Annotated in this window: 14 protein-coding genes and 1 rRNA gene; 7 read left to right on the forward strand and 8 right to left on the reverse strand. The window is 42.0% G+C overall.

Features of this window, described 5'->3' with window-relative positions:
- Positions 1-179: 179 nt before the first annotated feature.
- Positions 180-2,687 (reverse strand): ATP-dependent helicase HrpB, encoded by a 2,508-nt coding sequence (hrpB, locus tag ACJAZP_RS11040; protein ID WP_415230797.1) that lies wholly within the window; start codon positions 2,685-2,687, stop codon positions 180-182.
- Between the two features lie 653 nt (positions 2,688-3,340).
- Between hrpB and dksA the strand changes: the two genes are divergently transcribed.
- The 7 genes from dksA to panD all read left to right on the forward strand — a co-directional run bounded on the left by dksA (position 3,341) and on the right by panD (position 9,290).
- Positions 3,341-3,787: an RNA polymerase-binding protein DksA gene (gene dksA / locus ACJAZP_RS11045; protein ID WP_415230798.1), complete on the forward strand. Its 447-nt coding sequence runs from the start codon at positions 3,341-3,343 to the stop codon at positions 3,785-3,787.
- A 50-nt stretch (positions 3,788-3,837) separates the two neighbouring features.
- Positions 3,838-4,743, forward strand: coding sequence for a tRNA glutamyl-Q(34) synthetase GluQRS (gene gluQRS, locus ACJAZP_RS11050; protein WP_415230799.1), 906 nt, complete (start codon positions 3,838-3,840; stop codon positions 4,741-4,743).
- A gap of 105 nt (positions 4,744-4,848) precedes the next feature.
- The gene (gene pcnB, locus ACJAZP_RS11055) at positions 4,849-6,228 is read left to right on the forward strand and encodes a polynucleotide adenylyltransferase PcnB (protein WP_415230800.1); all 1,380 of its coding nucleotides are present in this window, start codon (positions 4,849-4,851) and stop codon (positions 6,226-6,228) included.
- Positions 6,221-6,703, forward strand: coding sequence for a 2-amino-4-hydroxy-6-hydroxymethyldihydropteridine diphosphokinase (gene folK, locus ACJAZP_RS11060; RefSeq protein WP_415230801.1), 483 nt, complete (start codon positions 6,221-6,223; stop codon positions 6,701-6,703). The genes pcnB and folK overlap by 8 nt, the downstream gene beginning before the upstream one ends.
- A 328-nt stretch (positions 6,704-7,031) precedes the next feature.
- Positions 7,032-7,826, forward strand: a complete 795-nt coding sequence (gene panB / locus ACJAZP_RS11065; protein WP_415230802.1) for a 3-methyl-2-oxobutanoate hydroxymethyltransferase — start codon at positions 7,032-7,034, stop codon at positions 7,824-7,826.
- Between the two features lie 21 nt (positions 7,827-7,847).
- Entirely contained in the window at positions 7,848-8,723 is an 876-nt protein-coding gene (panC, locus tag ACJAZP_RS11070) for a pantoate--beta-alanine ligase (protein WP_415230803.1), read from the forward strand.
- Positions 8,724-8,909: 186 nt separating this feature from the next.
- Complete coding sequence (gene panD / locus ACJAZP_RS11075; RefSeq protein WP_415230804.1) at positions 8,910-9,290, forward strand: aspartate 1-decarboxylase; 381 nt, start codon at positions 8,910-8,912, stop codon at positions 9,288-9,290.
- A 133-nt stretch (positions 9,291-9,423) separates the two neighbouring features.
- Here the strand turns inward: panD and msrQ are convergent, their stop codons facing one another.
- From msrQ to rrf, 7 genes are all read right to left on the reverse strand, one after another.
- The gene (gene msrQ / locus ACJAZP_RS11080; RefSeq protein WP_415230805.1) at positions 9,424-10,044 is read right to left on the reverse strand and encodes a protein-methionine-sulfoxide reductase heme-binding subunit MsrQ; all 621 of its coding nucleotides are present in this window, start codon (positions 10,042-10,044) and stop codon (positions 9,424-9,426) included.
- A 12-nt stretch (positions 10,045-10,056) separates the two neighbouring features.
- The gene (gene msrP, locus ACJAZP_RS11085) at positions 10,057-11,082 is read right to left on the reverse strand and encodes a protein-methionine-sulfoxide reductase catalytic subunit MsrP (RefSeq protein WP_415230806.1); all 1,026 of its coding nucleotides are present in this window, start codon (positions 11,080-11,082) and stop codon (positions 10,057-10,059) included.
- Between the two features lie 111 nt (positions 11,083-11,193).
- Entirely contained in the window at positions 11,194-11,856 is a 663-nt protein-coding gene (gene trmB / locus ACJAZP_RS11090) for a tRNA (guanine(46)-N(7))-methyltransferase TrmB (RefSeq protein WP_415230807.1), read from the reverse strand.
- Positions 11,853-12,626 (reverse strand): ABC transporter permease, encoded by a 774-nt coding sequence (locus tag ACJAZP_RS11095; RefSeq protein WP_415230808.1) that lies wholly within the window; start codon positions 12,624-12,626, stop codon positions 11,853-11,855. The genes trmB and ACJAZP_RS11095 overlap by 4 nt, the downstream gene beginning before the upstream one ends.
- Positions 12,616-13,539: an ABC transporter ATP-binding protein gene (locus ACJAZP_RS11100; RefSeq protein WP_415230809.1), complete on the reverse strand. Its 924-nt coding sequence runs from the start codon at positions 13,537-13,539 to the stop codon at positions 12,616-12,618. The genes ACJAZP_RS11095 and ACJAZP_RS11100 overlap by 11 nt, the downstream gene beginning before the upstream one ends.
- 16 nt (positions 13,540-13,555) lie before the next feature.
- Positions 13,556-14,086 (reverse strand): hypoxanthine phosphoribosyltransferase, encoded by a 531-nt coding sequence (hpt, locus tag ACJAZP_RS11105; RefSeq protein WP_415230810.1) that lies wholly within the window; start codon positions 14,084-14,086, stop codon positions 13,556-13,558.
- 733 nt (positions 14,087-14,819) lie between these two features.
- Positions 14,820-14,935: ribosomal RNA gene (gene rrf, locus ACJAZP_RS11110) — 5S ribosomal RNA — on the reverse strand.
- Between the last annotated feature and the right edge of the window lie 254 nt (positions 14,936-15,189).

Raw genomic sequence — 15,189 nt, forward strand, 5'->3', positions numbered from 1 at the left:
ATAGAAAAATTTAATGTTGGCTCTGTTTTGTTGTTAAGCAGAGCCACTGTTGCCGTTAGTTGTTTATAGTATAGGAAGCGTCAAAGCACTTTCCGGAAAAATCATTAATTTGAACAAGCTGTTTATCTGAAAATCATAAAACAGCCGCAGTATCTGTTATTTAACGGATACTGCACAGACTATTTTCTTTTTTTGATCGAACGTCCGGGCAACTCCAGCAGTGGCGCTTCCGGCCAGCGATGTTTAGGGTATTTGCCGCGCATATCCTTGGCGACATCAAAATAGGAGGTGCACCAGAAATTGCCTAAATCGCTGGTCGTTTGAATCGGTTTTCGTGCCGGAGAAAGCAGTTCAAAACGGATCGGCACGGTGTTGTTTGCCAGCATCGGGGAGTCTAACTGACCGAACATCTCCTGCAGAATGATCGCTACGGTCGGTCCCTGCTGCTGATCATAACGAATGGTGATGGATTTGCCGCTCGGCGCGTCATAAAACTCCGCCGCCTGGGACGCTAAGGTTTGGCTTTCCTGCCAGGTTAAGTTCGCCATCAGCAGATCAGCAATATTGAGTTGTCTGAGCTGCTTGATGGTTTTTACTCTGCCGATATAGGGCAGTAACCAGTTATCCAACTGCTCAATTAAGGTGGTTTCACTTATTTTAGGAAAATCGGCCATTACGCTGCCCAACCATTTGACTCTCGCAAGCCATGAAGCGCAACGCTTTGTCCAGTTGAGAAATATCAGCCCTTCCTGCTTAAGAATATCGGCAACACACAGGGCAAACTCATTGTCAGGGATCACGCTTAAGAGCTGCTCTTCGAGCACTAAAGCGCGGTAAGTGAGACGCTGGCGGCCAATCACCTTCTCTTTTTTAGTATCTAAAGCGTAATGGCACTTCTCGACCAACTGATCTGCCAGTGCGGTTTTTATTTGATCGATGGAAACAGCCGCGCAGCTGTAGATATTACCGTCTTTGTTTTTGCCATCACAATCGCAAACCACCAGCCAGGACTCACCTTGAACAGAGTCCATCTCTCTAAGCGTAACACCCCGCCCGTTGGCGAGCAGATAACGACTGCTTTGGATACTGCGAATTTTGGCTAAACGATCCGGGTAGGCGATCAGCAATAAAGCGCCCGCATAATGGCTCCAGTCGAATAAACTGATCGGCCCGCCGAGGGTTGACAAACCCAGCGATTTTGCAAAAGATTTAGCCTGAGTGATTACCTGCTGTAAAATACCTATATTAATATTGCGGTTGCTTGTTAATGATTTTCTATCCGCCAGATAATCATTAAGCAGCATAGCGCGTTCAACAATGTCGGAGCTCCCGGCATTAAATAAAATATCACGCTCACAAAGCAGTGCCGCCAGCACACAGGCAATTCGCTTTTCCAGAGTCGATTGGCAGGAAAGTAGCATACTGGCAAGCCTTGGCTCAAGGCCCATTTTCAGTGCACGGCTGCCTTTTTTGGTTATCTTGTTGTGCGCATCCAGCAAGCCTAAAACGCGGTTCAGGGAGCAGGCAACATCAAAGTGATGCTCGGGTGGTGGTGTTAACCAGTTAACCTCTGCATAGCTGGTGATCCCCCAGGCAGCCAGATCCAAGACTAAGCTGCTCAAATCCGTGTTGCTTATCTCCTCTGCCTGAAAATCCTTAAGCCCCTGGTGTTTTGCTTCACTGTACAGGCGAATCGCCCGCCCGCTCTGCAAACGCCCCGCCCGTCCGGCTCTTTGGGTAGCTGACGCTTTGGCGATATAAGTTGTTTCTAATCGCGACAAACCGCTTTTGACATCAAAGCTTAAAACCTTTTCAAGGCCCGAGTCGATCACCGTGCAAATACCTTCAATGGTTAAACTGGTTTCCGCAATGTTGGTGGAAAAAATCACTCTTTGTTGACTGCCGGACCTTTTACTTAGTACCAACTCCTGCTGTGACAGGGCTAAGCCGCCATATAAGGGTAATAACTCAATATTTGAGCCCAGTTGCCGCGCGGCTAACTGCATGGCTCTTCTTATCTCGCCCTGCCCGGGTAAAAATATCAGGATATCACCCGTACTTGTCTCATTTAATGCCGTATTCAGCGCCCTCATCACCTGCTGATCAAGATATTCCCGAGAGTGACCGCTGTACTCAATCTCAACGGGATAGGTTCTTCCCGGGCATTTTATTACCGGCGCATGGTTAAGATAATTTGCGATTAGATCCGTGTCGATCGTCGCTGACATCACCAACAAGGTCAAATTATCCCGATAGGCTTGTTGCACCTCTAAAGCCAGCATTAAGGCTAAATCGGCATGGATAGAGCGCTCATGGAACTCATCGAAAATAATCAGCCCGACATCACTCAATTCAGGATCATTTTGCAAACGACGGGTTAATATTCCTTCAGTGACAATTTCCAACACGGTATCCGCTGATATTTTCCGTTCATTGCGAATTTGGTAACCGATACGCTGTCCGACTTTTTCACCCAACAGTTTTGCCAGATAAAAAGCTATCGATTTAACGGCAACCCGGCGCGGCTCCAGTAAAATAATTTTTTTACCCTTTAAGAAAGGCGCACCAATCAGGCTTAAGGGAACAGCGGTTGACTTGCCCGCCCCCGGCTCGGCCTGCAGCACTAATGCGGCATGTTTGCTGAGTGTTTCTTGTATTTGCGGAATAAAATCATAAATTGGAAGCACGTAAAATAACCTGCATTGAGTTGAATGTTGTTTATACTGCGCATTATAACTTAAAATCTGGTGGGGCGTTATTGACTGATACAAACTTGCCTGAGTCCTTTAAATGGCAAGTGATAAGTGTATTTTCCTTAAACCGGGAGGACTGCTATAGCTAAATGACTTAAAGGTTAAGAAGCCGGCATTTTCAAATTATTGCACTATAAATGTCAGTACGAGTTGATTAAATATCCAGCATAACTTATTGCACCACTTACTCCACAAGCGAAATAAACCCATCTAAAAAGTTTTTCCTCTGTAGACTTTTTTAGAGGCGACTAACATTATTTTTTTGCGGGTGGGACAATCAACAGATTTGAATAGCGCTTTTTAAGTGCGTGATTCGGCAGGGAAAGAGGATAAATAGCACCTTTGAAAACATGAATAAAAAATCAATAACTGTGGGCGATGTAATACAATTCAAAAATAATTGAAATAAAACCCGTTGAAATCGACAAAGGTTAATTGACTGATTATAATTTACTTGCTATAGATAGCCGCCGAAAATATACGGAAGCATTTTTACGTGATTTTCTCTGTTAGTTTATTCTCATTTTGCCACTGTATTGATGCCAGCAATTAGCACAATCAATCATGCATCAATTAAGGAAATTTCTATGCCAACTCAAATAAAAAAAACATTGGGCATTTTAGCCATAGCCGGAGTGGAGCCGTATAAAGTAAAGCGCGGTGAGGAATATATGGATAAAGCTCAACGGGATCATTTTACAAAAATCCTTAATGCATGGCGCATTCAATTACGTCAGGAAGTTGACCGTACCGTTGATCATATGAAAGATGAAGCGTCAAATTTCCCCGATCCCATTGACCGAGCAACTCAGGAAGAAGAGTTCAGCTTAGAACTTCGAGCACGTGACCGTGAACGCAAATTAATTAAAAAAATTGAAAAAACCTTAAAGAAAATAGAAATCGATGATTTTGGTTTTTGTGACTCTTGCGGCGTTGAAATCGGCATCCGCCGTTTAGAAGCTCGCCCAACGGCTGATTTATGTATTGACTGTAAAACATTAGCTGAAATCAAAGAGAGACAGATAGTTGGTTAAGCCTGTTTTTGTTAAACAAACGGTTAGCCATGAGCTAGCCGTTTTTGTTTATGCGCTCAGCTTTGCCTAAGCCAGTTTTATACCGCGGACGTTTTGCGCCCTCGCCTTCAGGTCCAATGCACTTTGGCTCTTTGGTCGCAGCGTTGGGCAGTTATCTGCAGGCCAGATCCCAGCAGGGATCATGGCAAGTTCGCATAGATGATATTGATCCTCCCCGCGAAGTCGAAGGCGCCGCGCAGGATATTCTCCTGACCCTGCAGGCCTACGGACTAAATTGGGATGGTGACGTCATCTACCAGAGTCATAACAGCCAGCATTATGACCATATTCTAAGCCAACTTACGAATCAACAGCTTTGTTATGCATGTGCCTGCAGCCGTAAAATAATTCGCCAGAATGGTGGACTTTATCGAGGGACCTGCCGGAATAAACAGCTCCCGGAAATAAATAATGCGCTGCGCATTAATTTAAACAATATGACTCATCCTGTGACCCATTTTGATGATTGTTTACAGGGCAGTGTTTTATTAGATGAACGGCAGGCAACGGAAGATTTTATTATCAGGCGTAAAGACGGCTTATATGCCTATAATTTGGTAACCGTCATTGATGATATCAATCAAGGTATTACAGAAATAGTGCGCGGTGCAGATCTGCTCAATACCACGGGTAAACAGATCACCTTGTATCAGCTGTTAAATAACAAACCACCCGCTTATTTACACCTGCCCGTCGCGGTGACAGCCCCCGGGCAAAAACTTTCCAAACAAAACCACGCTTTAGCAATCACTAAAGACAATCCCATTCCAACGTTATTAGCGGCGCTAAGCTTTCTCGGACACACTGCGCCGCAGGGAATTGCTGATAAAAGTTGCTTCGAAATACTGAAATGGGCAGTACAAAACTGGTCGCAGGACAAGCTGCCGCACCTTACTGAAATACAAATAAAAAATTAATTTGTCTTTCACCTCTCACACACATAAAATGGGGGAATATTTTGCAGCATAAGATCAATCATTGAGGATAGCGTTATTAAACGATTAAGTACATTTGTTAAAAAAGTGTTTACAAAAAAAAGTAAACAACAGCAAACACCATCGGCGGATCATTTTAAAATTCCACGAGAGTCGCACAGCATCTCCCGTAAAGATATAGATGAAAATGCATTGAAGGTACTTTATCGTCTTCACAATGCGGGATTCAGGGCATTACTGGTCGGCGGGGGAGTGCGTGATTTACTGCTCGGCATAAAACCTAAAGATTTTGATATTACCACCAATGCCACACCCGAAGAGGTCAAAGCTTTATTTCGCAACTGCCGCTTAATCGGCCGTCGCTTTCGTCTCGCGCATATTTTGTTTGGCCGTGAAGTCATTGAAGTGGCTACTTTTCGTGGCCATCACAATGATGACAATGGACAAGATGCGCAAAAAGTAAAACAGTCAGAAGCGGGTATGTTACTGCGCGATAATGTTTACGGCTCCCTAGAAGAAGATGCTGAACGTCGCGATTTTACCGTTAATGCCCTGTATTACGATATTGCTGATTTTGCCATTTATGATTTTTGCAATGGCATGAAGGATCTCAAGGAGCACAAGCTAACCTTGATTGGAGATCCGGAGATACGATACCGCGAAGATCCGGTGCGTATGATGCGGGCTATTCGCTTTTCAGCAAAATTAAATCTTACCATCAGTGAAGAATGTGCAGAGCCCATTCGCCGCTTAGCGCCGCTCTTACAAGACATCCCCGCCGCGCGTCATTTTGATGAAGTGATCAAATTACTGCTTTCCGGCCAGGGTTTAGCAACTTACCGCTTATTAAAAGAATACAAGTTGTTACAAGTCCTATTCCCTATTCTGTTTAAAGATGGTGAAGATGATAAAGCTACCCTGCTGATTGAACAAGCGCTAAAAGATACGGATCAACGGATTGCGGAAGGTAAGCGCCTTACTCCGGCTTATCTTTACGCCATTATCCTCTGGTATCCGCTCGAACAACGTGCCCAGGAGATGGCTTTTGAAGGCGGTATAGATTATTACGATGCCTTTTTATTAGCCATGAATGAAGTCCTGAGCATACAGATTAAAACCATTGCTATTCCGAAACGTTTTACGGCTGCAGTGCGAGATATTTGGGTGTTGCAGTTACGTTTACCACGGTTTGGTGGAAAACGCGCACAACGGGTTCATCAGCACATTAAATTCCGTGCCGCTTTTGATTTTTTATCGCTGCGCGCAAAAGTAGAAGAAAGCTCAGAACTTGCTCAATTAACTGCGTGGTGGCAGGAATATCAAAATAATAATAAATTACCGGCTCACAGTTACGTCGGTAATGCGAGTAAAGCCACTGAGGTTAAACCTGCGGATAAAAAACCCCATAAAAAACGTCGATACGCCAATAAAACGCGAAAAAAGCCAGAGGCAGTGAGCCTTGATTAGTTATATTGGTGTGGGCAGCAATCAAGCAGATCCGATTCAACAGGCCAAGTTAGCCATTGAAAGACTGCACCACCTACCCGATAGCGTATTTTGTAACAGCTCATCCTTGTACCATAGCGCACCGATGGGCCCACAGGATCAACCTGACTATATTAATGCCGTGGTTAAGATTGATACGCAACTAACGGCCATTGAGCTGTTAGATGAATTACAAAAAATAGAGCTGTCACAGGGCAGAGTGCGTAAGGAAAACCGCTGGGGACCGCGTACTTTAGATCTTGATATTATCTTATACGATAATAAAGTAATTAATAATGCACGCTTAACCATTCCGCATTATGGAATGCACGAGCGTGAATTTGTGCTCTATCCTTTATTAGAACTAGATAATGAGTTGCTTTTACCCGACGGAAAAGCATTATTACAGCTAACCGCGCACTGTCATAAAAACGGCTTGATCCGGATTAGCAGTTGAATAAAAAAATCACCGCAGTAAAATAAGAAAACTATTATAACCCAGCGACTTAAAGATGCGACCTGCAGTCAGGTTAGGTGTTTTTGGAAGAGTAGAATATGCGTTAATCGACTGATCATTTAGACCAGTTTAGCTGAGTTAGAAAGAATAATTGACTGCCTGGCTCGTTGACGATTTACGAAAACGATGCATAATCGTATTTAAATTTTGTCGCAATAAGCACAACAAATTACCGTCATTAATTTTTTATCTCGGATTTTTCCTGCTTCGAAAGTAATAAATTAATTAATATGATAGGTATAAATGTAATTTTAATTTTGGAGCAATCATGGCTAAAATCAGCGTTTCTCGTCTGACTAAAATGAAACAAGACAACCAAAAAATCACCTGTATGACCGCATATGATGCGAGTTTTGCGGCTATTTTTGATCAGGCCGGTATCCAAGTATTATTAATAGGCGACTCCCTCGGCATGGTATTACAAGGGCATGACTCTACACTGCCGGTGACCGTTGACGATATCCGATACCATACAGCGGCTGTTGTCAGCACTGCTAAAAGTGCATTCATTATTGCTGATTTACCTTTTATGAGTTATTCAACCCCCGAAACAAGCTATGAAAATGCCGCAGTCTTGATGCGTGCAGGCGCTAACATGGTAAAAATGGAGGGCGGAAAATGGCTCACTGATTCAGTAAAAGGATTGGTGGAACGAGGTATTCCAGTCTGCGGCCACCTTGGTTTAACACCACAATCAGTCAATATTTTTGGTGGTTACAAGGTCCAGGGACGCGAAGAAGAACAGGCAGAAGAGCTGCTCAACGATGCATTATTGCTTCAGGAAGCCGGTATCCAACTGTTAGTTTTAGAGTGCGTTCCGGTCAGTTTAGCCGATAAAATTACCAGCGCATTACAAATTCCAGTGATCGGAATTGGAGCTGGCAGTGACACAGACGGACAAATATTGGTAATGCATGATGCATTTGGTGTCTCCGCTGGTTTTTGTCCGAAGTTCTCCAAAAACTTCCTGCTTGAGACCGGTGATATCCGCCAGGCAGTCGCGCTCTATAAAGAACAAGTTGAAAGCGGACAGTTCCCGTCTGCTGAACACAGCTTTTATTAGGTATATTGGTAGATAAAAAACATGCTTATTCTTGATGATCCACAACAACTACGTGAACAAATAAAACAACTAAAACAGCAAGGGTGCGAAATTGCCTTTGTACCCACCATGGGTAATTTACATGACGGGCATTTAACCCTGGTAAAAGCCGGGCAGAAAAAAGCCGCGGCGGTTATCGTCAGTATTTTTGTTAACCCGATGCAGTTTAATAATGATCAGGATTTACAAAATTATCCAAAAACAGTGGCACAAGATTGTGAAAAACTGGCAGCGGCGGGTGTCAATATTGTTTTTACTCCCTCGGCGAAGAGCATTTATCCAAAGGGTTTGAATGCGCAAACCTATGTTGAGGTGCCCTTTTTATCCAATTGCTTAGAAGGTCAACTTCGTCCCGGGCATTTCCGCGGCATGAGCACCATAGTTAATAAACTGTTTAACCTCGTTCAGCCTGATTATGCTTTTTTTGGTGAAAAGGATTTTCAGCAGTTAGCCATTATCAAACAGATGGTTGAAGATTTAGCCATGCCCATTGAGATCATTCCGGTTGCCACAAAGCGCGCAGAAAATGGCCTGGCCTTGAGTTCTCGCAACAGTAAACTGAACGCCGCAGAAAAACAAACCGCGCCTTTTTTAGCGACAGTGATGAACCGCTTAGCTGCCGATCTGCAAGCGCAGAAAACCGAACTTTCACAGTTAATAGCGGATGCCTCGAGCGAGCTTAATAACGCCGGTTTTAATACTGACGCGATCCATATTGTTGATGCTCAGACCTTACAGGCGCTGGGTGAGAATAGTGAGGAAGCGGTTATTTTAATGGCGGCTTTTTTAGGAAAAACACGTTTAATTGATAATAAAGTCGTTAGCTTGAATAACCATCAAACAAAAATTCAAGCTTAACTTCTTAGTGTTATCACTGTTTAATGAATACACCATTTCCCCTTAATATTATAAATTTGACTTTTATCAATATCCATTATGACCCTGCCTATTAGAATAGGGTTTAATTTGCACCATTAAGGATTTTACTTTATAGTCGCCCTGTTGAAAAAAACAGCGATTACTTACTAGAAAAAGGTTTTTTGTATGAAAAAAACAATGCTTACGGGCAAACTCCACCAAGCGAGAGTGACGCACGCCGAATTAAATTATGAAGGTTCATGTGCTATCGATCAAGACCTCCTCGAGCAAGCTGGAATTCTAGAATACGAGAAGATTGAAATTTACAATATCGAGAATGGAGCACGTTTTTCAACCTACGCTATTATCGGCGAACGTGGTTCAAAAATCATCTCTCTAAATGGTGCTGCGGCGCGCATGGCGGCTGTTGGCGATCGCGTAATAATCTGTACCTACGCAAGCTTAGATGCAGCGGAAATTGTAAATCATAAACCAAGTTTAGTGTATTTAGATGCGCAAAATAACATTGTACGTACGAGTAAAGACGTCCCGGTACAAGTGGCTTAAGCGCTTTTATAATCAGTAAAAAATAAAAAACCGAGAATAATTATTCATATTCTCGGTTTTTTATTATCCATCAAAAAATTAATACTCATCTCTATAAATATTATCTTACCGCATTAAATTTACGACAAAATCCTTAAACTAATTTTTTCTTAGCGTAACGTCTTAGCAAAGATTTAAAGTAATCTTTGCGCTGCGCCAGAAGGAAAAAACAGATCACAAAATAAATGCTCGGCTCTATCAAACCTGATTTTACCGACCAGTAATAATGAATAGTTGCCAATAGGGCAGCCCAGTAAACGGTTCGGTGTAAGGTTAACCACGCACGCTTCATCCGCCTGCGGATAACATTAATTGAAGTGATGCTTAATGCTAACAAAATCACCCAAGTTAATGCACCAAGGGTCATATAAGGACGTTTAACCACCTCTTCGGCAAATAACATCACCTGCCAATTAAGATCTAACCAAATAAAAACCAACAGATGCAAACACGCCCAAAAAAAACAATATAAACCTAATACACGCCGTAATTGAATTAATAAAGGTTGTTTAAAACGCCGTGCTAAGGGTGAGATGCACAGTGTTATTAACAGATAATTAAGCGCTGTTTTTCCCAGAAAATGAGTCATCTCTTTAACCGGATCGGCGCCTAATGCATTTTGCTCCACCAACAGCCATAGGTATAAAAATGTGAACAAAGAAGCCAAATGAATCAGCGCCTTGGCAGACAATATATCCGTTGTGGAAATTTTCACAGCAGCTCCTTTTTAAAAATTGCGGGTTAAATCTAACCCTTTATACAGGGAGGCAACCTCTTCCTGATAACCATTAAAAGGCAGGGTCGGCTGGCGAGATGCTGAAAAAAGATTACCCGGACCTATAAAACGTTCACTTGCCTGGCTCCAGCGCGGATGATCAACTTGCGGGTTAACATTGGCATAAAAACCATACTCACTGGCGGCAATTTTTTGCCAGGTATTAACCGGGGCTTTATCCGTTAAAGTGATTTTGACAATGGATTTAATACTTTTAAAACCATACTTCCAGGGAACAACCAAACGAATAGGGGCACCGTTTTGAGGCGCCAGCGTTTTACCGTACAAACCCACTGATAATAAGGCCAGCGGATTCATCGCTTCATCAAGACGCAATCCTTCAACATAAGGATAATCAATGCCTCCCCCAATATAACCGGAACTTTGACCGCGCATCTGCTTGGGATCATTGAGCGTTTCAAAACGCACGTATTTGGCATTGCTTTTAGGAGAGGCTATTTTAAGTAGCGTTGCCAGGCTGAAACCTAACCAGGGAATGTTCATCGACCATGCTTCAACGCAGCGCATACGATATAAACGCTCTTCAATAGCAAAACGGCTTAATAAATCCTCATAATTAAGGGTTATTGGTTTATCAACCAGGCCATCAATAACAAGCTGCCAGGGATCAACTTTAAACTGTTGCGAAAATGAGAAGGGGTCCCCCTTACCAGTACCAAATTCATAAAAATTATTGTACTGCAATATTTTTTCTTCGGGCGTAAGAGGCGTTAAAGATTGGAACTGACTATTTTTTGAATAAATTAACTCATTGCGTTGAAAGAGGAAATTCGAGTTGTCGGTTTGTTTTTTATCGGAAAAAATATCGAACAGCCCTGCTTGCGCAGAATTTGCCAGAGGAATACTCAGTGCAGATAATCCTAATGCTTTAAGCACCACCCGGCGATTTTTATAAACCTTTTGATCGGTTAACTGAGACTCTTTAATATCCGATTTTTTTCTTACTTTTATAAGCATAACCTACCCCGAACCAAGTTAATCGTAAGAGTAAGACCCTGCAAGATAGAAATTAATTTCACTTAATATAAAAAAGACAGAAATATATTTCTGTCTTTTTAAGTAATCTGGCTATTGATTAAGCTTTGCGGTTAAACGTAATGACTTTTGACCGCTCGCCCAGTATTTACGTTCAAAAGGAGTAATAGGTGTACTGTTTTGAAACTCTTCCAGCTCACAGCTTTGTCCGCCAAGCTCTAATGCACGGGAGAACTCATGGATATAAGTAAACCAGTTACTGCGCACCTCCAACTCCCCTCCCAACTGCATAATAGAAGGAAAAACAGCGCTGCCGTGCCAACGACGCTGGACATGTTTAGCTTTCGGCCAGGGATTAGGATAAAGCAGGTAGTGATGACTTAGCTGCCAGTTAGCCTCGACAGCCAAGCGCCAAAAATCATTAAGGTTAACCTGTAATAAACGATAATTATCAGCGCTGGACTGTGGGTGTTTAGACAAGCGATCAGCCGATTTGTCCATGCCCAGCACAATTGCCTCGGGGTGTCTTTCGGCAAGATGATAAGTACTTTCGCCAACACCACAGCAGGAGTCAAAAATAATGGGTTTACCCTGTTGTTGTACCCACTTTTCACAGGCAATAAAAGCATCCAAAGTATGTTTTTGATAAGGTTTAAGGAACTTATGCTTAAGATGTTTTAACACAATTTCATCTAGCTGTTCATGTAAACCCGATTGATTAGAGCTTATCACTCTGGAATTACCTAATTCATTCATGTGCGGATACCCACCCCTTTTCTCAGTAACAGCATGATCAGTCCATAAAGCAAAACAATAAAGCTGCCTATCATTGTAAAGGACCAAAGCAGTGACACATCAGCAATGCCAAGAAAACCATAACGGAAAGCATTGATCATATAAAATACGGGGTTGAAGTGCGATACGGTTTGCCAAAAATCAGGGAGCAGATCGATTGAATAAAACACCCCGCCCAGATAAGTTAAGGGGGTTAGTACAAAGGTAGGAATAATGCTGATATCATCAAAAGAGCGGGCAAATATTGCATTTAACAAACCCGCCAGTGAAAACAACACCGAAGTGCATAACACGCTTAATAACAGGGCGAACAGATTGAAAATATGTAAATCAACAAAAAACACAGAAACACAAGTGACGATAAACCCGACCAATAAACCGCGGATCACGCCGCCGCCGACGTAGCCCCAAATAATAATATAATTAGGGACAGGTGCGACTATTAACTCTTCGACATTACGCTGGAACTTGGCACTGAAAAAAGAAGACGCCACGTTTGAATAGGAGTTGGTGATCACTGCCATCATAATGATCCCGGGGACAATAAATGACATATAACTGAAACCACTCATTTCACCTATACGTTTGCCTATTAAATTGCCAAAAATAACAAAATAAAGGGACATAGTTATCGCAGGAGGGATAAGCGTTTGCACCCAAATCCGTAAAAACCGATTAACTTCTTTTCTCCAAATACTTTTTAACGCGGTAAAATAAGTACTATTCATCATTTAAATTGCCTTTTTCTACAAGTCCCACAAATAACTCTTCTAATCTATTGGATTTATTACGTAAGCTGTTAACACGAACGCCCAGAGCGGTTAACTCTGCAAAAACCTTGTTTAATGATTGGCATTTTTTTACTTCAATTTCCAAGGTAATATCATCGCTTTTAGTGATATTAAAATGTTCACTCTCTGGTGCATTTTCAAGGGGATCAACATCAAGAATAAAAATTTCACTATCTAAGCGTGCCAGCAATTCTTTCATGCTGGTATTTTCCACCAGAATGCCCTTGTCAATAATACCAATATGGCGACACAGCATCTCAGCTTCTTCAAGATAATGCGTGGTTAAAACGATGGTCACACCCTGCTTATTGATTTCTTTTAAGAATGCCCACATAGAGCGGCGAACCTCAATATCCACACCGGCGGTTGGTTCATCTAAAATCAATAACCTAGGCTCATGCATTAATGCGCGTGCGATCATTAAACGGCGTTTCATGCCGCCGGATAATTCACGGGACGGTTCATTGCGCTTTCCCCAGAGATCTAATTGCCTGAGGTATTTTTCGGCACGGATCAAAGCGTCTTTGCGTTTAATGCCATAAAAACCCGCTTGATTCACCAGTATCTGAATCGGAGGTTCAAATTGATTAAAGTTAAATTCTTGTGGTACTAACCCTATCTGCGTTTTAACCAATTCCAATTGTGTATCTAGATCATAATCAAAGACCTTTACCTTTCCGCCGGTTTTGTTGACCAGTGATGACACAATCCCGATGGTGGTTGATTTACCTGCGCCATTAGGGCCGAGCAACGCATAAAAATCCCCCTCTTTAACCTGTAAAGAGATGCCTTTGAGTGCTTCAACCCCACCCTTATAAACTTTTCTGATATTTTCTAAATCGATTGCATACATGTAATAACGGCCTTAATTAAGAATTAAAATTGACACTGGCGATATAAGGAAGGTTGCGATAAAGCTGATTAAAATCAATCCCATAGCCCACAACAAACTTATTTTCAACCGAGAAACCTTGCCAATCAATTTTGACATCAACCTGGTGACGGGAAGTTTTATTTAACAGAGTACAGATAGCCAATGATTTCGGGTCACGTAACAATAACATCTCCCTTATTTTATTTAAGGTGTTACCGGTATCGATAATATCTTCAACAATTATCACGTCGCGACCATGTATCTGCTCATCAAATTCTTTGAGAATTCTCACTTCACCCTTGGTTGTCGTGCCACTGCCATAACTGGATGTCGCCATAAAATCTAACGCGACGGGACCTGTAAGTTGCCGAGCTAAGTCGGCCAGAAAAATGGCAGAACCACGTAATAAACCGACCAGAAGAATGGATTTACTGTCTTTGTAGTGTTCATTAATTTCTGCAGCAAGGATATTGATTCGGGCATCAATCTCTTCTTTAGAGATCAGAATTTCGAGAGTATGTTGCATTAAGCTATCCAATTAAATTCATTTCGCCGGCGATTATAACACCAAATACACTTATCTATACCTAATACCAAAAGAACTAAAAAGGTGATCACCCTTGCTGGTTAAAATCATCCCTGACTGCGTTGTGAGTTTTGAAGTGAGAACAACTATCTCCTGCAACTCACGCCTTATTAGTGCTTATTTTTCCTTCGCAATCATTGATCACTTCATTAATTCTTTTGGTATAAGCAGCTTGAAGATACCGCTTAAATGAAAAAATCCCTGCTGACGTTAGTCATACCAAAAGAATTTAATTTATGATCAGTTGCTTCAAAGGAAAAATTTACACTCACAAAGCCGTCGGTATAATTTTGAATAGTAAATCTGATTACTTTATTAATGCATTTGATATGGTGTTATCGGTAGGGTGTATTCTATGTACCGCGGGCAGCGAAAATCGGTGCATAGAATGCACCCTACGAGCGATGCGTTTGTTGTCATGGTTCGTGCTAGTTAGCGTTCAAATAAGACAGCCATTAAATTTATGATCAATTTTAAATAGCAAATCAGATCACTTTATTAATGCGTTTGGTATGATACTTTGCTGTCGCAAAATTCGCCTTACTATCACATGAGTTGAAACCAATTTTGTTGGCACTCTTAACCTTTCCTCATCTAAGAGTCATCACCACAAGCGCATAAACGAAAAAATCCCTGCTGACGTTAGTCAACAGGGATTTATCGTTTATTAGGCGCTTGGCGATGACCTACTCTCACATGGGGAGACCCCACACTACCATCGGCGCAATTGCGTTTCACTGCTGAGTTCGGAATGGGATCAGGTGGTACCACAATGCTATGGTCGCCAAGCATAAAAAGTTAATTAGAAAAGCTGGTTTTATTGTTGTTTTATCAAGCAATTATAAATCTTTGTAAAATATGTTTCGCAAGCATATTTATTTCTTGGTCACACACTAACCCACGTTGAGTTTTCAAAGAGAAGATTAATAATCTTCTCTGATACTCTTCGCTTATTTGGTCAGTCCAACACCTTTTAGGAGTTGTATGGTTAAGCCTCACGGGTAATTAGTACAAGTTAGCTCAATACATTACTGCACTTACAC

Origin of the sequence: Psychromonas sp. (genome assembly GCF_047632955.1) — a bacterium.
In the GTDB taxonomy this organism is placed as follows: Bacteria; Pseudomonadota; Gammaproteobacteria; order Enterobacterales; family Psychromonadaceae; genus Psychromonas.

What these genes read in the sequence shown, in the direction of transcription:
- msrP (WP_415230806.1), bottom strand. Translation starts at nt 11,082, where the DNA reads ATGCTTATAAAAGTAAGAAAAAAATCGGATATTAAAGAGTCTCAGTTA.
- trmB (WP_415230807.1), bottom strand. Translation starts at nt 11,856, where the DNA reads ATGAATGAATTAGGTAATTCCAGAGTGATAAGCTCTAATCAATCGGGT.
- panC (WP_415230803.1), top strand. Translation starts at nt 7,848, where the DNA reads ATGCTTATTCTTGATGATCCACAACAACTACGTGAACAAATAAAACAA.
- ACJAZP_RS11100 (WP_415230809.1), bottom strand. Translation starts at nt 13,539, where the DNA reads ATGTATGCAATCGATTTAGAAAATATCAGAAAAGTTTATAAGGGTGGG.
- panD (WP_415230804.1), top strand. Translation starts at nt 8,910, where the DNA reads ATGAAAAAAACAATGCTTACGGGCAAACTCCACCAAGCGAGAGTGACG.
- panB (WP_415230802.1), top strand. Translation starts at nt 7,032, where the DNA reads ATGGCTAAAATCAGCGTTTCTCGTCTGACTAAAATGAAACAAGACAAC.
- hpt (WP_415230810.1), bottom strand. Translation starts at nt 14,086, where the DNA reads ATGCAACATACTCTCGAAATTCTGATCTCTAAAGAAGAGATTGATGCC.
- ACJAZP_RS11095 (WP_415230808.1), bottom strand. Translation starts at nt 12,626, where the DNA reads ATGATGAATAGTACTTATTTTACCGCGTTAAAAAGTATTTGGAGAAAA.
- gluQRS (WP_415230799.1), top strand. Translation starts at nt 3,838, where the DNA reads ATGCGCTCAGCTTTGCCTAAGCCAGTTTTATACCGCGGACGTTTTGCG.
- dksA (WP_415230798.1), top strand. Translation starts at nt 3,341, where the DNA reads ATGCCAACTCAAATAAAAAAAACATTGGGCATTTTAGCCATAGCCGGA.